Raw genomic sequence first — 21,553 nt, forward strand, 5'->3', positions numbered from 1 at the left:
CTGTAGGTGGGTAGCAACTCGCCCTTTTCTAGTTTTTGCCCGTTAGCCTCTCTTCCGCACATCTTGCATGGCCGCTACTCCTTCGCCTACGCACATCCTCCGGGGCGACGCACTGGATTTCTACTTAAGCCAGGGCTACTACCGGATGCACCAAGACTTGTTCACCTGTCGGTTTTTGCCCATCAACAACGACTTGTATACGGTGCATTGGCTGCGAGTAGTGCTGGAGCATGTGCACTACGGTCCTGAGCAGCGCAGACTATTGCGCCTCAACAAGCAGTTTTCGGTGTTCCTGCGCCCTTTCAGCCTTACCCAGGAGTACGAAGACCTATACGCCCTCTACCGGGCGTCCATCACCTTCGATGCTCCTGAGACGATAGAAGCCTTTTTGCTAGCGGGGGCCACGCACAATGTGTTTACAACTTCTGTGTTAGAGGTGCGCGACGGCCACCAGCTTATTGCCGCTGGCATATTTGATACGGGCGCCCGTAGCATTGCCGGCATCATGAACTTCTACCACCCCAGCTACCGGAAACACAGCCTGGGCAAATATCTCATGTTGCTGAAAATCAACCACGCTTTGGCCCACCAAAAAGCGTACTACTACCCGGGTTACTTGGTGCACAACTACCCGAAGTTCGACTACAAGCTGTTTCCGTGCTTGGCCGCCACGGAGGTGTTCGATAGTGCCATGAGCCGTTGGCTGCCGTTCTCGTGGGACGTGGTGGCAGCCCAAGCCGCTGACCTACTGACTTCCTGGCCCCCAGAGTTTCTGGACGATACGGAGGCCCAGCAGTAGTCTGTCGTAGGAAGAGGCCGCTAGCTCGGTGTTGGGTGCGTACTGTGCTTTGCAGACCCAGCCCCTAGCAACTGGAACAAAAACGCCGCCGAGTGCTTATCTTTGTGCACGTGTTGAGCGTGTTGCGTCCGCCTTTCTGAATCTGATTTCTTTCGAAACGCCTGCTCACTTGCGGGCGTTTTCTGTTTGAAGCGGTGCGTAGCTCCAGCTACGCGTTTCATTGAACGACTGCAGGCGCTTCCTGTGTTACCCCCGAACGATTCTGTCAGCTTCTAGCTGATCTATAGTTCACCGATGCGCAAAGCTGGAGCTTTTGCGCTACTGCCTACCCCGCCATGTTTCAGCAAGAAGAATACGACGTTATTGTAGTAGGAGCCGGCCACGCCGGATGCGAGGCCGCCGCGGCCGCCGCCAATATGGGCTCCAAGGTCTTACTCGTGACGATGAACATGAACACCATCGCGCAGATGTCGTGCAACCCAGCCATGGGCGGGGTGGCCAAAGGACAGATTGTGCGCGAGGTGGATGCCTTAGGCGGCCAGTCGGGCATCATCACCGACAAAACCATGATCCAGTTCCGGATGCTGAACCGCTCGAAGGGCCCTGCCATGTGGAGCCCCCGCGCCCAGTCGGACCGCATGCGTTTTGCCGAGGAGTGGCGCCTGACCCTAGAGCAAACTCTGAACGTGGACTTCTGGCAGGAAGCCGTACTAGGCCTGGTCGTAGAAAACGACACGGTAGTGGGAGTGAAGACGCAGTTGGGGATTGAGTTCCGCGGCAAAGCTGTAGTACTCACCAACGGCACCTTTCTCAACGGTCTTATCCACATTGGCGAGAAGAACTTCGGCGGCGGCCGGGCTGCTGAGCGCGGTAGCACTGGCATTACAGAGCAGCTGAAGGAGCTAGGCTTTGAGGCAGGCCGTATGAAAACGGGCACTCCGCCCCGCGTGGACGGTCGCAGCCTGGACTACTCCAAAATGGAGGAGCAACCCGGCGACGAGATTCCCAGCAAATTCAGCTACCTCGACACGCCGGCGCTAGTGAAGCAGCGCCCTTGCTACATCACGTACACCAACTCGGAGGTTCATGAAATCCTGAAGGAGGGTTTCGAGAAGTCGCCCATGTTCCAGGGGCGGATCAAAGGTTTGGGGCCGCGCTACTGCCCCAGTGTAGAAGACAAAATCAACCGCTTCGCCGACAAGGACCGCCACCAGATTTTTGTGGAGCCCGAAGGCTGGAGCACGGTGGAAGTATACGTAAACGGGTTTAGCTCCTCGTTGCCCGAAGACGTGCAATACCGCGCGCTGCGCAAAATTGCAGGCTTCGAGAAGGCAAAGATGTTCCGCCCGGGCTATGCCATTGAGTACGACTTCTTCCCGCCCACTCAACTGCACCTAACCCTGGAAACCAAGCACATCAAAAACCTATACTTCGCGGGCCAGATCAACGGCACTACGGGCTACGAGGAAGCTGCTTGCCAGGGCCTGATGGCTGGTATCAACGCGCACAACCGCGTCCACGGTAAGGAACCCTTCATCCTGAAGCGGAGCGAGGCTTACATTGGTGTCCTCATCGACGACCTGGTAAACAAAGGCACCGACGAGCCTTACCGCATGTTCACGAGCCGCGCCGAGCACCGTTTGCTGCTCCGCCAAGACAACGCCGACTTGCGCCTTACCCCGCTCGGGTACGCCCTGGGCTTGGCCTCGGAGGAGCGTATGGACCGCGTGCGGGAAAAGGAAACCCAAACCGCCGAGGTGGCCAAGCTGCTGAAGACATATGCCATTGAACCACAGGAAATCAACGGGTGGCTGGCGGAAATAGGCTCGGCTACCATCCACGAGAAAACGCGGGCGGTTAATCTGCTTCGTCGTCCGAATGTGGACTTAGCTGCCCTGGCCCAGGTACTGCCCGGCCTTACCCTAGCCTTGTCGCCGTACCGGCCCGATGCTTTGGAGCAAGCTGAGATTCTGGTAAAATATGAGGCGTACTTGGAGAAAGAGCACCAGCAAGCCGCCCGCGTGCAGGAGCTGGAAAACTTCACCATCCGGGGCCGCCTCGATTACAAGGCCATGCCTGCACTTTCGCACGAGGCCCGGGAGAAGCTACTCAAGATACAGCCCGAAACGTTGGGGCAAGCCGCGCGCATTAGTGGCGTGAGCCCCGCCGATGTTTCGGTGCTGATGGTGTACCTTGGTCGGTAAATTAGGAAAGGCGCCGGAAGCAGAAGACGCGCGCGAATGGTGCTGCCCACCTCGTCTTCGTCCTGCTTCTGCTTCCGGCATCCTCATGTTTAAGTCAACGCGTAGTGTCTTACGAACGTCTGGAGAAGTGCCCAGTGTGCGGCAAAACCGAGCTACAAAACAAGCTCGTAGTTGAGGATAAATCGGTAAGCAAGGAGAGCTTCGCCATCCAACAATGCGCGGCGTGCTCCTTCCAATTCACGAATCCTCGTCCAGACTTTGCCAACATTGGCCGCTACTACGAGTCCGAGGAATACGTGTCGCACAACAGCGGGGCAGGAGGGGTTATCAACCAAGCCTACAAGGTGGCCCGCTTTTTCACCATGCGACGCAAGGTGGCCCTGCTCAATAAGCAAGCGCCTCGCAAAGGCAAGCTCCTAGATTATGGTTGCGGTACGGGTCACTTTCTGGCGGCAGCCAAAGCCAGCGGCTGGCAGGTAGCAGGCTTAGAGCCTAACCCGCGGGCCCGTGAGGAAGCCTCCCGGCGGGTAGGACAGCCCATCGGTATGGAGAGCTTACTCACATTTGAACCTGGTTCATTTGAGGCCATCACGCTGTGGCACGTGCTAGAACACGTTCATGAACTGAACGATACCTTGCAGCAGCTCATCCGTTTGTTGAAGCCCGATGGCGTCCTCATCATTGCGGTGCCGAATGTAGATAGCCTTGATGCCCAGCACTACCGCCAAGACTGGGCAGCGTACGATGTGCCCCGCCATCTGTACCATTTCAGCCCCAAAACCATGACCCAGCTCCTCAAAAAGCACAAAATGACGGTGCGTGAGGTATTGCCCATGATGCTGGATGCCTACTATGTGAGCATGCTAAGCGAAAAACACCGGGCGGAGCGCGGCGGCGGCTTACTGACCGTGCTAAAAGCTGGCTACAAGTCAAACCAGTACGCGGCCCAGCACGATGGACAGTATTCAAGTCTGATCTACGTTGTGGCCCGACGCTAGTGTCAAGTACACTTTGCTGCCACAGTAGGGTAGGGGAGGGGCTACGCTCCCGAGTATCAAGCTGCTAGCTTTGCTGCGGGAGCCGGCCTAGTAGCCAGCGGCCGGGGGGCGCATTCCGTGCATGCTTCTTATCTAGGGTAGGCCCTACCTTCGCTGAGCTTCGGCTGGGGTAGCATACGCTGCGCCTACTGTTCGTCGTTTCTCCTGTTTTTGGTACGCTCTTTTGTTGAGGAATACTCCTCGCGCCATCTTGATTTCAGTAATGTCCGCTCGCGCTAGTTTAGTTCTGTTGCTTACGGCTGCGGCCGGTTTGGGAGGTTGTGCCGCTATCAGTTCGCCGGAAGGTGGCCCCCGGGATGTGGAAGTACCCAAGCTTGTTAGCTCAATCCCGGCTAACGGTGCCCGCAACGTGAAGGCCCAATCTGTGCGACTGATCTTTTCAGAACAAGTGCAGGTGAAAGACTTGCAGAAGAACCTCATCATTGCTCCCCTAATCAGCAACGACAACCCGTACAAGGTGCGCGAAGACCGCACGTCAATTACGCTGCTGTTTGACAAGCCCTTCGCCCCCAACACTACCTACTCATTCAACTTCGGCAATTCCATCAGCGACATTACCGAAAGCAACATTGCCGCCAAGGCCGTTGTCAGCTTTAGCACAGGTGCGCAGCTTGATTCTGGTTCGGTGCGTGGGCTAGTTACTGAGCCTCTGAGTGGGCAGCCCGTAGGCGAAGCATCAGTGCTTCTCTACCCTACCTCTGATACCACCACTGTGCGCACGGGCAAGCCCTACTACCTGGCTCGCACGGATAAGGCAGGCGCGTACGAGTTTCAGAACCTGAAGGAAGGCTCCTACAGGATTTTCGCCATTCTCGATAAAAATCAGAGCTCCCGCTACGAGGACGGCGAACGGATTGCTTACCTCCCCGAACCTATTACAGTCCGGCCCGGCCTCGACTCCCTCAACCTGCTGCTGACCCGCCCCGACCAGCGGCGCGCTTTGGTTACTGGGCAAAAGCCTGGACCTACCGACTTCCGGGTATCCTTTAATGAAGGTGTGGAGAAAGCTACCATCACGCCGCTGGGTGCTGCAACGGCCCCGGCCAATCTCAATGATGCCATTCAGTTTGCGGAGCGCGGCCGGACGGCTATTCTGTTCCGCACGGCGGCTCTCGCCGAGGGTCGCTACCTATTGGCAAGCACCGATAGTGCCGGCAATACCGGTCGAGACACAATTTCAGTTCGCTTTCAGGGCACGGCGCCTACCCGCCGCGGTGCGCTGTACTCGGTAGAGGCTCTCCGCGTGAAGTGTACCGCCAAGGTCAAGTGAAATTTGAATTCACAGAGCCCATCCGCATTGCGGCCAACAAGCCTTTTGCCGTTCTGACCGAAGACTCCGTAAAGCAGCGCCCCCTACGCCTGCCCCAAGATGGTGCCCTCAGCCTCGACCGTTCTACCCTAACCATCCCAATTAATACCAAGGCGCGCAAGACCATTAGCATTCTGCTGGACAGTACTGCCATTGAGAGCGTAACTGGCCGCCGACTCGGGATTAAGCCTCTGCGCCTGCGGGTGAGCGAGCAAGCTACTACCGGCACCCTAAGTGGTCCGATTCGCACGAAGTACACCCGCTACATTGTGCAGCTCCTTGATGCCAATGGGCAAGTGCTGGCTTCCTTAGACAGCCCCAAGGCTACCTACCATTTCGATTATCTCGCGCCGGGGCCCTACAAATTGCGCGTACTTATTGATGCCAACCAGGACGGCCGCTGGCAAGGTGGCGACCCAGAATTTAAGCGGCTGCCAGAGCCCGTATACCTACTCCCTAAGCCCATTCAGGTGCGTGCCAACTGGGACCAAGTAGAAACGCTCAGCTTTTAGTACCAGCGTTGCAGAACGTAAGCGCCCGGCTCCTTTAGAAGGAGCCGGGCGCTTTTGCGTTTAGCCATGGGCAATGCATGTACTACCCTGCATCCAACGCAGGGCAGCGTGAGCCATTCAGTTAGTAGTTCTGCTGATAGTCTGCTGTCCTAGTAGGCCTTCTATCCATAATCCTATTACTCACTATATAGGAGGGTGTGCAACTAGATATCCACACCCATAAATTTGCATTGGGGTACGCAGAGGCGCTTTTCGGATTTTGAAAATCGTAATCCACATGAGTTATCCACCTATCTGCTTGATGCTGAAATAATCCGTGGATAACACTGGGGAAACATGGGGATAACCCGTGGAGAACTTGCGGACAAGTTTTTTTGGATGGTGACAACCCGTAACAGGAGGCCACTGTGGGGATAGTACGGTGGATAAGGGTGGACAACTTTCCCCCGATAATCACACAATCCACACCTATACACAGCTGTGGATTGTGGATTTGTGCAGAACCCCTGTGGATTGTGAAAAACTCGGTTATTAATCTTTGTATCAGTTACTTACTATCCACATACCCTGTTGATAGACGGTGGATAAGCTAATTCTTGTGCACATGTTATCCCCGCTGTGCATAACCTCCGTTTCTTATCCACTTATACACAGCCCTAATGGCAGGAGACAAAAAGAAATTTTAAAAAAGAAGAATTTAAAAAGTTATTAACTGTGTGGAAAAGCTCGGCTCCCTTCTCCCTTCGGAAGTCAGTTGGGCAAAGCTGGAAAGTAAGAGCAGGTAGGGGCAGCTTCCGGCTTCTTTACTTGAGCTAGCTTACAAGCACCATGAGTTATGCCCAAGGCGTGTGGATAAGCGGCGGGCACCAAAGCAGCTTTTGATTTTTGACAGGGGATATCCACAGAGTAGGTGTTGGCGTATACTAGGCTTGCCTCCTGTGATGGCCCCTTATCTCATGCCCTTCGATTACACGCTTGATTTCCGCACTGTAGATTTCCGGCAGCACCCGGAACTGTACCGCGTAGGTAAAGGCGAGCAGGGGGTACTGCTAGTACAGCCTATAAAGGGGAGATTCTGCCCCACTGGCGCTTTCGTACCCCCGAAGTGGCACAGGAGTCTAGCGAAACCATTTATAAGCTCTTTGAGGCTTATTTAGAGGCCAACGACTTTGTGGGAGCCGACATGGCCCGAAAGTTCTTGCAAATGGGCTTTACCCGGTCGCGTCGCTACGCCAACCACAAAGGCGGCAAAAAGTACGACGGCCCAGTTCCGGCCGATAAAAAAGGCCAGAGCGGAGCCCATGGCCGCGACGAACTACCGCGGGCTCCCGAGGATCCGGAAAAAGCGGAAGCTGCCCGCATCTTTAAGCAGAAGTGGGACCAGGCCAAACAACATCCCGCTTACCTTGCCCAGCGGCTTGAATTCGAGACTCGCTACGGCAAGTGACAACCCTTGTCTACCTTTACTCCCACCCTTTTTACCCATTTACCATTCCTCACATAAGCCATATGCAAACATCCAGCAACCAAGCGGCCAGCACGGAAGAAAATGAAATCGTCCTCGGCAAAGGAATGGGTCCGCTCAAGTTCGGTGCCTCCATGGATGAGGTGCGGGCCCTGATGGGCGAGCCCGAGGAGATTGAAGAGTCGGAAGACGATGACGAGTTTGAACACCAAGCGTGGAACTACCTGGAAGAAGGCTACTCTCTGTACTTCGACCGGGAAGACGACTATCGCCTCAGCTGCATCGAAACCGACCACCCCGGCATCCGGCTGTACGGCGAAGCCATCCACGGCAAAACTCCCGAGGAAATTCAGGACCTCATGAAGCGCCACGGCCACGAGCAGAGCGACGTAGAGAAAATGGACACGGGCGAGATGCGCCTCTCCTACGAGAAGGAAATGATTGACTTATACTTCGATGAGAACCAGCTGCAGTTTGTCAACTTCGGCGTGTTTATCAACGACGATTTGGAAGTACAGTGGCCAGCCTAACGGAGTTATCCACATTATCCACACTATTTAGTGTTGATAAGTGGATAAGTCGGTAGTGAATCAGTCCGTTAGCCAGCAGGCATTAGCTAAAACAACTTCGTTTTCCCAACCTGGTGAGCTAGCCTCAAAATGAGTAAATAAAAAGCCCGCCCCGAATTTCGGGGCGGGCTTTTTGTATGATTCTAAGACTAGATGAGCTAAGCTATAGTACAGCTCGGAACAGCAAAAACAGAGCTCCTGACAAGAACATGGTAACGGGCAAGGTAAGCACCCAGGCCAGGGCAATATTGCGCACCATCTGCGGGTTCAAGTTCTTGATGCCACGGTTGGCGACCATGGAACCAGCAATGGCCGATGACAATACGTGGGTGGTAGATACCGGCAAACCAAACTGGGTGTTTACCCCAATCATGGCCGCAGCAATCAGCTCCGACGAAGCGCCCTGGGCGTAAGTTAGGTGCTCCTTGCCGATTCGCTCGCCAATAGTTTTCACAATACGCTGCCAGCCAACCATGGTGCCGATGCCCAACGACAGGGCCACCATGAACGACACTTGCCACGGAGCATAGTCGGTGAAGGCGCGCATTTCGGTAATGCCTTGCTCAAACGTTGTGCGGTCAACGGTGCTAAGGGGTAACTTGTCGCTCGAAGTGAGTTTCTTGGCGCGGTTGTTCAGCAGCAAAATGGCTTTGCGAATCTCGAAGCGTGCCGACTCGGGCAGCTGCTTCACGTCGGTTTTGCCGGCAAAATCTGGTCGAGGCTATTAGTTTGCGTCCTGATATCGGCTAGCAGTTGGCTGTCGGCTTGGCTGAGACCAGCGGGGTTTATTTTGCCCATTACCGTCTCCACCTTGTTGAGGGAGTCGCGCATGTCTAAGGGGTTCAGCTTCTGATTGAGGGCAAAATGCACGGGCACAATGCCTATCAAAATCAGCATGATCAGGCCCACGCCTTTCTGCCCGTCGTTGGAGCCGTGGAAAAAGCTCACTAGCGTGCAGGTAGCAATCAGAATCAGGCGAATCCAGATGGGTGGGGGCTTGCGCTTGTGCGGCTCCTTAAAGATGCCCTTGTTCGCCACGAAGCGCTTTAACAAGAACATCATGATGATGGTAAGCGAAAAGCCGAAGATGGGGCTAATCAGCAGCGAAGCCATGGTTTCGCCGGCCTTGCTCCAGTTGATAGCCGCATTATGGGAGTCGGGGAGTAAGGAGAAGGCAATACCCACGCCCAGAATAGACCCAATTAAGGCGTGCGACGACGACGAAGGCAGGCCGTAGTACCAGGTGCCCACGTTCCAGATGATGGCCGCAATAATCAGCGCCCCAACCATAGCAATGCCATGGTACACATTCTGGTCGACCAGGCTTTCTACCGGTAGAAGGTACACGATGCCCATGGCCACCGCAATACCGCCCGTGAGTACTCCGATGAAGTTCCAGAAGCCCGACCACACTACCGCTACCCAGGGCCGCAGGGCATTGGTGTAAATAACGGTAGCCACGGCGTTGGCCGTATCGTGGAAACCGTTGACGAATTCAAACGCGCAGGCCGCTACCAGACAAGCCAGCAGCAGCAACAGCACATGAGGCTCTAAGCCAAACATAAGGGGGGGATTTGTGAAAATTAAGTTTCGGCAATCAAAGGTAGTGCCGCCCGAAAGGGGCGCAAGATTATGAAATTGTTATGGGAGAAGCATGGAAGCGCCCAGGTTGAGACGCTAAACGCAGGAATATTCAACAAGTTGACTTTAATGCGGCGCATGCCGCAGCATCCGCTACTTTTGCCAATACTTCCCGAAATGAGGGGTTGGCAGAGCGTAAATCCTGACCGTATGCGGCCATCGGCCCGTACGCGGCATGTCTACTTTTTGCCTTTCGCCTCCTACTTTTTTATTCATGAGTAACGCCCAGCAGAAACCCACTACGGCCGAGAGCACCCTGGCCGATATCGTGTCGCACGCCAAGGAGTATGGCTTTGTCTTCCCTTCCTCGGAAATTTACGATGGCCTGGCTGCCGTGTACGACTATGGTCCGTATGGCGTAGAGTTGAAGAACAACCTGAAGCAGCTGTGGTGGCGGGCCATGACCCAGCTCAACCAAAACGTAGTAGGCATTGATGCTGCCATCTTCATGCACCCAACCACGTGGAAAGCGTCGGGGCACGTAGATGGTTTCTCCGATCCGCTCATTGATAACCTCGACAGCAAGAAGCGCTACCGCGCCGACGTGCTGGTAGAAGACAAAGCCGCCGAGTACGAAAACGCGGGAGACAAGGCGCGTGCCGATGCGTTGCTAGTAGAGTTGGGCCGCTTGCTTACCGAAAACGACTTGGCGGGCGTGAAGCAGCTCATCTTAGATGAGAAAATTCTGTGCCCCATCAGCAAAACGGCCAACTGGACCGAGGTGCGTCAGTTCAACCTGATGTTCTCCACGCAGGTAGGCGCCGTAGCCGGCGATTCGTCGCAGATTTACCTGCGCCCCGAAACGGCCCAGGGAATCTTCGTGAACTTCCTGAACGTGCAGAAGTCGGCGCGGGCGAAGGTGCCCTTCGGTATTGCTCAAATTGGTAAGGCCTTCCGCAACGAGATTGTGGCCCGCCAGTTCATCTTCCGCATGCGGGAGTTCGAGCAGATGGAAATGCAATTCTTTGTGCGCCCTGGTACGGAAGGCGAGTGGTACCAGCAGTGGAAGGAAACGCGCCGCCGCTGGCACGAAGCCATGGGCCTACCCGCTGCCAAGCTCCGTTTCCATGACCACGAGAAACTGGCTCACTACGCCAAAGCTGCCGTTGACATTGAGTACGAATTCCCCTTCGGCTTCAAGGAAATTGAGGGTATCCACTCCCGCGGCGACTTCGACCTGACCCAGCACCAGCAGTACAGCCGCAAGAAGCAGAACTACTTCGACAACGATGTGAACCCCGAAACGGGTAAGCCCTACGGCAACTACGTGCCCTACGTGGTAGAAACGTCCGTGGGCGCCGACCGTTTGTTCTTGGCTACCCTCTGCCAGGCCTTCCAGGAAGAAACCATTACGGAGGGCGAAGGCGAGAAGCAGCAAACCAAAACGCGCAAATTGCTGAAGCTGCACCCCGCCGTAGCGCCCATCAAAGCGGCCATCTTCCCGCTGGTGAAAAAAGATGGCCTACCCGAGAAAGCCAATGAAATCTACAACAGCCTGCGCCATGACTTTCCGCTGGTAGTAGAAGAGAAGGATTCTATCGGTACGCGCTACACACGCCAAGACCTTATTGGGACGCCCTTCTGCGTGGCCGTCGACCACCAGACTCTAGAAGATAACACCGTGACCGTACGCCACCGCGACTCGCGCGAGCAAACCCGCATGCCCATTGCTGACCTGCGCGCGTACATTGGCGAGGCTGTGAGCTTTGCCCGCATTTTTGAGCAGCTGTAAGAAGAGTGTTCTTCGCTAACAGAAAGGCCCCCGGCAGTACTGCCGGGGGCCTTTTGATTGGGTGGAATAGGAGCGGAGTAAGGTGGGGCGTAGCGCTTAGTTCTCGCTGAGCCACGCAGTGGCATCACGGCGAGATGTGAAATAGTTGAACTCAACGTGGGCCGGTGCAATGGCTCCACTACTAGCTGAGTAATTACCGATTTGATACTGGTACTGGCCTTCCGATACGACGGCGGCGATGAACAGGGGTTGGTGGTGATGAGCAGGTAGCGCCTCAATCAGCGGCAATAAAATCTGCTCCGTTTCATCTTCGGTAGGCGGGGCGTTCCGCTTTAAGTCAAGCAAGAGCTTACCCACATTGTGCTCTAGCATCTGCTTCAAGGCCCGCTGGTATGCTTCCCCGAAGGAAACGGATAAGCGCGTGGCGTTGTAGCTAAGATGCAGAGTCTGAGAAGCCGAATTGTACGTCAAAGAGGCCTCAGGAGTCTGAAAAAGAGTCATTGGCAAGGAAAGGAAAGACCCAGGGCCTGGCAAAATGCAATTATGGCACCGACCAAAACCGTAGGATGGGGCTATTTACGTGTAGAGTTACATTTACAGTTGTCTATATCTGAAATAAATATGCACACCGCCTGCCGAGGTTGTTTTTAGACAACGCCCAGACTCCTTGGTTTAATGGCTGAGGCTCATGCCATAGTTGCGTACCTTTGCTGCATTTTAGCAGCCTATGTGGAGAAACCTCGCCCTGTTTGTCATTAAAAACCGCCGGCTCCTGATTGGGCTGCTGGCCGTTATCACGGTATTCATGGCCTGGGAGGCCCGCAAGGTTGAAATGACGTACGACTTCGCCCAGGTCGTTTCGCCCGACGACCCGGACATGATGTACTTCCAACGCTTCAAAAAGAAGTTTGGTGAGGACGGCAACGTGCTCGTGCTGGGTATGCAAGATAGTTCGGTGTACCGGCTTGGTAATTTCAACGAGCTGCGTACGCTCACCGATACCCTCGCCAAAGTGCGCGGCGTGAATGGCGTATTGAGCGTAACGCGCCTGCCCAAGCTGGAGAAGGATACCCTGACGCGCAGCTTCCGAGCGGTTCCCATCTTCCGACGTTTTCCCCAAACCCAGCCCGAGCTAGACTCCTTGATGCGGATTGTAAACGCCCAGGAGTTCTACAAAGGCCAGCTGATATCGCCTACTACTGGTGCCACGCTGCTGGCCCTCACCATGGACCCGAAGTACCTAAACTCCAGCCGCCGCGAGGCCGTGATGCAGGAGATACTGGGGCATGCGGAGCGCTTTCAGAAGAAAACCGGCATCAAAATGCACTACGCCGGCCTGCCCTACGTGCGGGCTACCATGACCACGAAAGTGGCGGCAGAGATGAAACTGTTTGTGGGCCTGACCATTGCCATGATGGCCCTCACGCTACTCATGTTTTTCCGCACCTGGTCGGCCGTGGTCTTTCCCTTGCTCATTGTGCTCATCGTTGTTACGTGGTGCATTGGCTCCATGGTGCTGATGGGGTACAAGATCAACCTACTTACGGGTCTGATTCCGAGCATCATCATCGTTATTGGCATCCCGAACTGCACGTACCTGCTTTCCCGCTACCACTACGACTACCGCAAATCGGGCAACCAAGTGCTGGCTATGGCCCGGGTAGTGCGTAAAATTGGGCTGGTAACGCTCATGAATAACACCACCACAGCCGTGGGCTTCGTGGTGTTTTGCTTCACCAACATTGCCATTCTGTTTCAGTTTGGCGCGGTGGCTACTATCAATATTTTCGTGGCGTTCATGGTATCGTTTATTCTGATGCCTATCATCTTCACGCTGCTGCCCCCGCCCACACCCAAGCAGCTAGAGCATCTGGAAGCCAAGCCCCTAACCAAGCTACTGGAGTTCTTCGACTACCTCGTGCTGGAGCGTCGGCGCACCGTGTACTTGGCTGCGTTGGCCTTTGTAGTGCTGGCAGCCTTTGGCGTGAGCAAGGTAAAATCGGTGTCTTACATGGTAGACGACCTGCCCAAGGATTCGTCGGTAAACTCCGACTTGAAGTTCTTCGAGCAGCACTTCAACGGGGTGATGCCCCTGGAACTGGTAGTTGATACGGGCCGGCCCAAGGGCTTGCTGAAGCTAAAAAACCTGGAGCGCATCGACCGCCTAGAGAAGTTCTTGCGCACCCAACCCGTACTTACTACCCCTGTCAGCATCGTAACCTTCCTGAAGGGCTCTACTCAAGCGTTTTACAACGGCAGCCCCGAGTACTACCGCCTCCCCGATAACTCGGAGAAGAACTACATCTTCAGCTACCTGGCTCATTCGCAGTCTACCAAAGGCAGCGAGGGGCAGCTAACCAGCAAGCTCTTGCGTTCCTTCACTGATAGCACCATGCGGGAGGCGCGCATTTCGTTGAAGATTGCCGACATCGGCTCCCGCAACCTGGATACTCTGCTGAGCAACCAGATTCAGCCCCAAATTCGCCAGATCTTCAACGGTACGGGCATGGATGTGAAGCTGACGGGTACCACCATTATCTTCACTAAGGGCAACGAATACCTGATTGGCACGCTGAAGGAGAGCTTGCTCATCGCCTTCGCGCTGGTGGGCTTAGTAGTGTTGATTTTGTTCCGGAGCATCCGGGCCGTGTTCTTCACCCTCCTGCCCAACTTCTTTACGCTCCTGCTCACGGGCGGCATCATGGGCTACTTTGGTATTCCGCTTAAGCCCAGCACGGCCCTGATTTTCAGCATTGCGCTCGGCATCGACGGCGACAACTCCATTCACTTGCTAGCCAAGTTCCGGCAGGAAATGGCCGCCAACGGCCGCCGCGTGAAAGCGGCTATTACCACCACGCTTTCTGAGGCGGGTACCAGCATGATTTACACCAGTATTGTGCTGTTCTTGGGATTTTCGGTGTTTGCCTTCTCTGAGTTTGGTGGCACCAAAGCCCTCGGATTGTTGATGTCGGCTAGCCTGCTGATAACCAACTTTTCTAACCTGATTCTGCTACCCTGCTTGCTCGTTACCTTTGAGCACGGCAAGGACGAAGACATCATTGACCAATCCGGTATTCGTCATTACGATGACAACTACCACGAAGAAGATGATGACCTAGAACTCGACCTGAACCGCATGCAGGTGCAGCCCAAACTGAACGGTTAGACCATATCCATACCACCATCATGCGGAACGCAGCCACAGCATTTCTACCCCTTCGTAAAGGCAGGCTAGCGGTGGCTAGGTTGAAGTAGAAATGCTCCAGCCGCGCTCCGCCTGACGTTCTGATACAACGACCCTCCCCACAATGAACTACCCCGAATACAAGCAGCCGCTCAACTACGGCCAGGTCGGCACCGATATCCTGGCGTGGTGGAAGCAGAACGGCATCTTTGAAAAGAGTGTGAGCACCCGCGAAGGGAAGCCCACCTTCGTATTTTATGAAGGTCCGCCTTCGGCCAACGGCGCCCCCGGCATTCACCACGTGATGGCCCGGACCGTGAAGGACATCTTCTGCCGCTACCAGACCTTGCTGGGCAAGCAGGTAAACCGCAAAGGCGGCTGGGACACCCACGGCCTGCCCATTGAGCTGCAGGTAGAGAAGGAGCTAGGCATCACGAAGGAGGATATTGGTAAGAAAATCAGCATTGAGGACTACAACCAGCGCTGCCGCGAAACCGTGATGCGCTTCAAAGCCCAATGGGACGACCTCACCGAGAAAATGGGCTATTGGGTTGACCTCGACGACCCTTATATCACCTTCGAGCCCGAGTACATTGAAAGCTGCTGGGCTCTGCTCAAGAAGCTCTACGACAAGGGATACCTGTACAAAGGCTACACCATCCAGCCTTACTCCCCGGCCGCCGGCACTGGTCTTAGCTCGCACGAACTGAACCAGCCTGGTACTTACCGCGACGTAAAGGACACCACCATCGTGGCCCAGTTCAAGGTGAAGCGCGATGAGAAGTCGGAGGTGCTGTTTGCGGCTGGCACTGACGACGCGCCCCTCTACATCCTGGCCTGGACGACTACACCCTGGACGTTGCCTGGTAATACAGGTCTGGCCGTAGGAAAAAACATTCCGTACGTGCTGGTGCGTACCTTCAATCCCTACACTTACACGCCCATTCGGGTGGTGCTGGCGGAGGCATTGGTGAGCCGCTACTTCTCAGAGAAAGGCAAAGACGCCTCCCTAGAGGACTTCAAAGCTGGTGACAAGGTGCTGCCCTGGCGCATTGAAAGTCAGTTTAAAGGCTCCGACTTAGTGGGCATTCGCTACGAGCGCCTATTCAGCCAGGAAGCTGGCTTTCCCGCTTTTGAAGGGGAAGAGCGTGCTTTCCGCGTTATCCCCGGCGACTTCGTAACGACTGAGGATGGTACGGGCATCGTGCACATTTCGCCCACGTTTGGCGCCGATGACTTCAAAGTCGCCCAACTCAACGACATCCCCGCACTTATCGTGACGGATGCCGAGGGCAAGCCTACGCCCATCGTGGACCGTACCGGCCGCTACGTGCAGCAAATGGGTGAGTTTGGCGGCCGCTGGGTGAAAAACTACGACGGCCACGACCAAAGCGGCGCCGACTACAAGACTCTTGACGAAAGCATTGCCATCCGCATGAAAGGCGACGGCACGGCATTCAAAGTGGAGAAGTACGAGCACACCTACCCGCACTGCTGGCGCACCGATAAGCCCGTACTGTACTACCCCCTGGACTCTTGGTTTATCAAGACCACGGCGGTGAAAGACCGGCTCATCGAACTCAACAAAACCATCAACTGGCAGCCTGCTAGCACTGGCACCGGCCGCTTCGGCAACTGGCTGGAAAACCTGGTAGACTGGAACCTGAGCCGCTCGCGCTATTGGGGTACGCCCCTGCCCATCTGGCGCACCCAAGATGGCTCGGAAGAAATCTGCATTGGGTCGGTGGAGCAGTTGAAGCAGGAAATTGACAAGGCCGTAGCGGCTGAAGTGATGACCCACAACCCCTACGCCAACGGGGAGAAGATGGACCTGCACCGCCCCTACGTGGATGATATCTTCCTGGTATCGCCCTCGGGCCAGCCCATGTACCGTGAGTCAGACCTCATCGACGTATGGTTCGATAGCGGCGCCATGCCCTATGCCCAGTGGCACTACCCGCTGGAGAACCAGGAAGTGTTTGAGAAGAATTTTCCGGCTGATTTCATTGCCGAAGGCGTGGACCAGACCCGCGGTTGGTTCTTTACCCTGCACGCTCTGGCCGTTATGCTGGAGGACTCAGTGGCTTACAAAAACGTGATGGCCAACGGCTTGGTGCTGGACAAGAACGGCAACAAGATGAGCAAGCGCCTCGGCAACGCCGTAGATCCGTTTGCTACCATCAGCCAATATGGCCCCGACGCTACGCGCTGGTACATGATTGCCAACGCCCAGCCCTGGGACAACCTAAAGTTCGACCTCGCTGGCATCACGGAGGTGCAGCGCCGTTTCTTCGGCACGTTGTTCAACACCTACTCGTTCTACGCCCTCTACGCCAACCTTGATGGCTTCCAGGCCACCGAAACTGACCGGGTGTCCCACGCTGAGCTAAGCGAGCTGGACCGCTGGATTTTAAGCAAGCTCCAGTCCTTGATTGTGGAGGTACGGGGCTATTACGATGGTTACGACCCCACGAAGGCTGCCCGCGCCATCCAAGATTTCGTGACCGATCAGCTTTCCAACTGGCACGTACGCCTCTCGCGCCGCCGTTTCTGGAAGGGTGAGCTGACCGCCGACAAACGCGCCGCCTACGAGACCCTGCAGGAATGCTTGGTAACCGTAGCCCAACTTATGGCTCCTATTGCGCCTTTCTTCGCCGAATGGCTCTATAAGAACATGACCGATGGCCTACGTCAGGAAGGCAACGCCCAGCGTTGGAGCGCCGAATCGGTGCACCTCACGCTGCTAGTGGAGGCCGACGAAACCCGCATCGATAAGGCCCTGGAGGAGCGCATGGAACTGGCCCAGCGGATTTCCTCGCTTACCCACTCTCTGCGCAAGAAGTCCGTGCTGAAAGTGCGCCAGCCCTTGCAGCGCATTCTGGTGCCCGTGTTCAACGATACTACCCGCGAGCAGGTAGGCAAGGTGGAAGACCTGATCTGCGCTGAGGTGAACGTGAAGCACGTGGAGTTCCTTGACGATACCAGCGGGGTGTTGGTAAAGTCGGTGAAGCCTAACTTCAAGCGCCTAGGCCAGCAGTACGGCGCCAAGCTGAAAGCCGTAGGCGCCCGCATCCAGCAGATGACCCCAGAGGAAATCAGCACCCTTGAAAAAACCGGTCAGCTGGCCGTAGAAGTGGATGGGGAAGCCTTTACTTTGGCCCCCGACGACGTGGAAATCCGCACTCAGGACCTGCCCGGCTGGCTCGTAGCCACCGACGGTCCTCTCACGGTAGCCCTCGACGTGACCCTGACTGAGGAGCTGCGCCAGGAAGGTGTAGCCCGCGAGTTGGTGAACCGCCTCCAGAACCTGCGCAAAGACAGCGGCTTGGAAGTGCAGGACCGCATCCGCGTAACCCTGGGCCAGCAGCCCGAGCTACAAGCCGCCGTGCAGTCGTTCGGCGACTACATCCGCGAGGAAGTACAAGCCCTGGCCCTGAACTTCGCGCCAGATGTAAACGGCGGTTCCGTACTGGAATTTGATGAATACAACGTGCCCGTGCAGCTTGAAGTAGCACAGAGCTAATTTACTTACTATCAGAGCCAAAGAGGCCGCGGAACATATGTTTCGCGGCCTCTTTTTTGGAAGCCTTAACCAGAAGTCCTGCTGAGCTTGCCGGAGCATTTCTCTCTAGCTAATCAAGTGGCTTAGGACCGACTCAACAAAGCGGGGGAGATACTTCGGCAAGCGCAACAGGAAGTTCCTGGGAATCATGTAAGCCCTACTTTACCACCAGCTCCTTCCGTACTTCTTCTTTTTGCTTCTCTGAGAGCACGCGGTATATATATGTGCCCGGCACCAGGCGAAGCGACAAGGCATCCTCTGACGGGCGCAATTCATGGGTGTAAATGGGCGAAATGTCCTCCCGCACGGCTAGCTCCGGTTGCAGGTAGAGTTGCACCATCCGGCGGCCCGTAATGGCGGTAGGCCTGTATGGGCGCACGTCCAGGGAAACTAGCTGGGCGTCGGTGGCATCAGCATAGGGCAGGGGGAACTGGCCTAGGTCGAGGTTGTTGCGCACCACTATGTCGTTTTCGGGGTAGGGAGAGAGGCGCTGACCCTTGCGCAGCGTGTATACTACCTGGACGGTGCCGGTGGGTACGGCTGCTAAGTTACTACGTGCTTCATTGCTCATGCGCGCTTGGTTGATACTTAGAATGCGCCAGCCCGTAAGGTCGATGAAGTGCTGCGCCATCCATTTCTTCTGGGCTTGGCCGGGCATAGCGAGACGATTTATGTGGGAGCCGCCACCGTACACGAATACCTTGGCCGCAGGGTCGTGGCGCACGGCATTGTACAGATTGGTAGCTTGAGCCAGCTCTCGCTCCTGCTTTCCACGGACCGCCTCGTAGGCCACCAGGGTAAAGCCCAGCTTACGGGCCGTCCGGATGAAGTTAGCGTATGTGGCCTCGCGGGTATAAAACCCAGCTTTCAGCGGCAGCGGGGCAAGGGTACTGGCGGCTGTGTCTTCCAGCGTTTCCAGGGCCAGATAGCGGAAACCCTGCTTATACAGGCCCGGCAGCAAGGCCGCTGCCAGCGCCCGGTGCCGGCCAAAGGTGTGAGACTCATTCAGCATCACGGCCTGCACACCGGCCGCTTTTCTTAGAATTTCTGGCACTGCATCCAGGCTCACGAGGGTATCGGTAGGGGCTGGGTTGGAACTGCGCGCGGTTTGCGCGGGTGAGCTAGACGCCGGGATTCTGATGTTGTCCCAGCCCTGTTGTAGGAAATATTCCACCGAATCGGTGTTGCCGGCTATGGCGTGGTACTGCTGCAGCATCTGCCACAGCATCCCATCAATGCTTGGGTCGTTGCCCGTGGTGAGGGCGTGCCGGCTCTGAGCCAGCGCCGACAGCGGAGCCAAGTAATCACCGTTCGGCCGACTCAGAAACGCATCATTGGCCAACCGTACTGGCGAAACCACCCGTGGCCAGCGACCCTTTTGCACAGAAGGGAACGTGAACGTCACAAACTCCGCATCCATTTCAAAGCTACGGTCGCTTATGGAGGTAGTGGGGCGTGAACTGGCCTCGTCAGTAGCCACCAGGTACAACCAACTCTGCTTATCAGGCAGCAGCGCAGCGTATTCCATCAACAAATCCTGACCCACGGTGTCCGTGCGTTGGTAGCGCCCAATGCCAGTTTCCTGGAAACCCAAGGCGTACCAGGCAGGGTTGCCTGTTATGCGCAGACCACGCAGACGGTAAGTAGGCGTTAGATTGGTTTTGCCAGTAAATAGGACTGCTGACTGGCGCCGCGAAAAGCCCAGCTTTTTTAGGCGCCCTTTCGTCACCTTATCCGGTCGGTTGCGCGGCTTTAGGTCTACATCGTAGTCGCCATTAAGCAGCAAACTAGTATTCAACTCCCGGTTGTACAGCGTGGTTGTCATGGTCTGCTGCTGCTCATTACTGCGCGTGAGTGAGTGTGGCGCGGCGCAGGCACCTAGGCCTGCAGAAAGGGCAATTAGAAATACTCTAACTGGCAAGCGCGAAAGCTGTTTCTTGCTGATTAACATAGTGATAGCGGGTAGATGGATGCTGAATGGAAATATATAACTATAAATTTAGTTTGAAACTACGGCACTTTATTCTCCTTCGTCAACCTAAGATTTCCTGTTTTTGTAAGCACTGGTTCGGCCTTACGCTTCTGTTTGAACTCTAACCAACAAAATCCCCGGGAAACTGCCCGCCGCCGCTGACCCGAAAAAACGTTTGTTTACAGTAAGTTTGCCTTTTCGGAAGTGTTTAGCATAACGTCGTACAAACCCTCAAAAAATGGGTTTATATCGGCACAAAAGCTACCTCAGAACATATACCAACGACGCAGAGGCTGTAGTAGGGCGCTACGCAGCGGAGTCAAAAATTCTGCGTCACTTTGTGCTTATGAAGTACTGGAAATACTACCTGGTGGCGCTGCTGGTCATCGTCATTGATCAACTCTCAAAATGGGCGGTGCACCGCTACATGCCCATGGGAATGCCCGGCGAAATTCCGGTGTTCGGCGACTGGTTTAAACTGCATTACACCCTCAACCCAGGTATGGCGTTTGGCGTCGAGCTACCCGCCCCCTACGGCAAAGTTATTCTAACCCTGTTCCGGTTGGTGGCCGTGACAGGCATTACGTACTACATCTACCACTTGTGGAAGCAACATGCTCCCAGCGGGCTTCTCGTATGCATTGCCATGATTCTGGGCGGTGCTATTGGCAACCTAGTGGACTCTATTTTCTACGGCGTGCTCTATAATAATGCTCCTTTTAGCGCGCCTACTCCGTGGCTGCATGGGCAAGTAATTGACATGCTGTTTGTAGACTTCCCCGATGGCTTTTTCCCCGCCTCGTGGCCCTGGATAGGCGGCGAGATTATCCCTGACTTTCCCATCTTCAACATTGCCGACTCTTGCATTTTTGTGGGCGTAGTGCTGATTCTGATCTTCCAGAACCGTTTCTACGGACACCAGTTTGAAGCGGCCCACCCCGTAGCGGCCGACGATGTAGCCGCTGCCCAAGCCCGCCGCGACGCGGAAGCCTCAGAAGTAGCGTAGCACACAACCTCATACTTACAGTAAAAAGGCCCGCTGGAGCAATTTCAGCGGGCCTTTTTTATGCTGTATGGTTGCCTGAAATAGGTAGCAGAACGAGAGAGCCTCATTCCGAGCGTGATGGAGCAGCCTCGTGAGTTAATGCTGTTACCTTGACCAAACGGTACCAGTAGGATGTTTGGCTAGGCTACCCTCGGGTTCGATAAATTCCGCGTGATATTTAATCAGATTCGCTCTAGTCCTGGGTTGCCTCTTTACCACAGAGTATGCACGAGGGGCATGATACGCTGCTCGTAAATAGTACGCACGGCTTGCAGTTGCTCGGTAGTAAGGGCTGGTAGCTCGGCAGCGTGCAGGTTAGATTCCAGTTGGCTGGGCTTAGAGGCACCTGGAATTACGCAGCTGACTTCATCGAACATGAGTACCCAGCGCAAGGCAATAGGGGCGAGGTTGGGCTGGTCAGGGAATACCTTTTTCAGCTCCTCCACGGCGGCCAAACCAGTCTCGTAGTCCACGCCCGAAAAGGTTTCGCCTTTGTCGAAG

The 21,553-nt window shown here is 55.4% G+C and carries 13 protein-coding genes and 2 pseudogenes; 11 read left to right on the top strand and 4 right to left on the bottom strand.

From position 1 onward, the window contains the following. The first annotated feature begins 67 nt into the window (after positions 1-67). The 7 genes and pseudogenes from VI25_RS13765 (at position 68) to VI25_RS13795 (ending at position 7,877) form a co-directional block, all read left to right on the top strand. Entirely contained in the window at positions 68-799 is a 732-nt protein-coding gene (locus tag VI25_RS13765; protein ID WP_045688916.1) for a GNAT family N-acetyltransferase, read from the top strand. Positions 800-1,134: 335 nt separating this feature from the next. Continuing rightward, positions 1,135-3,003 (top strand): tRNA uridine-5-carboxymethylaminomethyl(34) synthesis enzyme MnmG, encoded by a 1,869-nt coding sequence (gene mnmG / locus VI25_RS13770; RefSeq protein WP_045688917.1) that lies wholly within the window; start codon positions 1,135-1,137, stop codon positions 3,001-3,003. A 104-nt stretch (positions 3,004-3,107) separates the two neighbouring features. After that, positions 3,108-4,001 carry a class I SAM-dependent methyltransferase gene (locus VI25_RS13775; RefSeq protein WP_045688918.1) on the top strand — a complete coding sequence of 298 codons (894 nt, stop codon included), beginning with the start codon at positions 3,108-3,110 and terminating at the stop codon, positions 3,999-4,001. A 262-nt stretch (positions 4,002-4,263) separates the two neighbouring features. After that, complete coding sequence (locus VI25_RS13780; RefSeq protein ID WP_045688919.1) at positions 4,264-5,331, top strand: Ig-like domain-containing protein; 1,068 nt, start codon at positions 4,264-4,266, stop codon at positions 5,329-5,331. Beyond that, a complete protein-coding gene (locus VI25_RS13785; RefSeq protein WP_152981622.1) occupies positions 5,328-5,882 on the top strand; it encodes a hypothetical protein in 555 nt (184 codons plus the stop codon). The genes VI25_RS13780 and VI25_RS13785 overlap by 4 nt, the downstream gene beginning before the upstream one ends. 956 nt (positions 5,883-6,838) lie before the next feature. Next, positions 6,839-7,329, top strand: a pseudogene (locus tag VI25_RS13790) (DUF4385 domain-containing protein). Positions 7,330-7,391: 62 nt separating this feature from the next. After that, positions 7,392-7,877 (top strand): hypothetical protein, encoded by a 486-nt coding sequence (locus tag VI25_RS13795; RefSeq protein ID WP_055562577.1) that lies wholly within the window; start codon positions 7,392-7,394, stop codon positions 7,875-7,877. A gap of 202 nt (positions 7,878-8,079) precedes the next feature. On the opposite strand, the pseudogene VI25_RS28910 reads toward VI25_RS13795, so the two are convergent. Continuing rightward, positions 8,080-9,479: pseudogene (locus VI25_RS28910) on the bottom strand (inorganic phosphate transporter). A 292-nt stretch (positions 9,480-9,771) separates the two neighbouring features. Here VI25_RS28910 and VI25_RS13805 point away from each other — a divergent pair. Beyond that, positions 9,772-11,289 carry a glycine--tRNA ligase gene (locus tag VI25_RS13805; protein WP_045688921.1) on the top strand — a complete coding sequence of 506 codons (1,518 nt, stop codon included), beginning with the start codon at positions 9,772-9,774 and terminating at the stop codon, positions 11,287-11,289. 96 nt (positions 11,290-11,385) lie between these two features. On the opposite strand, the gene VI25_RS13810 is transcribed toward VI25_RS13805, so the two are convergent. Next, on the bottom strand, positions 11,386-11,790 hold the full coding sequence (locus VI25_RS13810; RefSeq protein WP_045689352.1) for a hypothetical protein: 405 nt from the start codon (positions 11,788-11,790) through the stop codon (positions 11,386-11,388). Between the two features lie 226 nt (positions 11,791-12,016). On the opposite strand from VI25_RS13810, the gene VI25_RS13815 reads away from it, so the two are divergent. Both VI25_RS13815 and ileS read left to right on the top strand, forming a co-directional pair. After that, a complete protein-coding gene (locus VI25_RS13815; RefSeq protein ID WP_045689353.1) occupies positions 12,017-14,455 on the top strand; it encodes an efflux RND transporter permease subunit in 2,439 nt (812 codons plus the stop codon). A 142-nt stretch (positions 14,456-14,597) separates the two neighbouring features. After that, a complete protein-coding gene (ileS, locus tag VI25_RS13820; protein ID WP_045689354.1) occupies positions 14,598-17,996 on the top strand; it encodes an isoleucine--tRNA ligase in 3,399 nt (1,132 codons plus the stop codon). 196 nt (positions 17,997-18,192) lie between these two features. Here ileS and VI25_RS13825 read toward each other — a convergent pair whose 3' ends face one another. Beyond that, the gene (locus VI25_RS13825) at positions 18,193-19,986 is read right to left on the bottom strand and encodes a hypothetical protein (protein ID WP_052695354.1); all 1,794 of its coding nucleotides are present in this window, start codon (positions 19,984-19,986) and stop codon (positions 18,193-18,195) included. 367 nt (positions 19,987-20,353) lie between these two features. Between VI25_RS13825 and VI25_RS13830 the strand changes: the two genes are divergently transcribed. Then, positions 20,354-21,013, top strand: a complete 660-nt coding sequence (locus tag VI25_RS13830; RefSeq protein ID WP_045689365.1) for a lipoprotein signal peptidase — start codon at positions 20,354-20,356, stop codon at positions 21,011-21,013. Between the two features lie 251 nt (positions 21,014-21,264). Here VI25_RS13830 and VI25_RS13835 read toward each other — a convergent pair. Further along, on the bottom strand, positions 21,265-21,553 hold a 289-nt coding region (locus VI25_RS13835; RefSeq protein ID WP_173664794.1), incomplete at its 5' end, for an aldo/keto reductase.

It is taken from the genome of Hymenobacter sp. AT01-02 (assembly GCF_000961955.2).
Lineage (GTDB): Bacteria > Bacteroidota > Bacteroidia > Cytophagales > Hymenobacteraceae > Hymenobacter > Hymenobacter mucosus.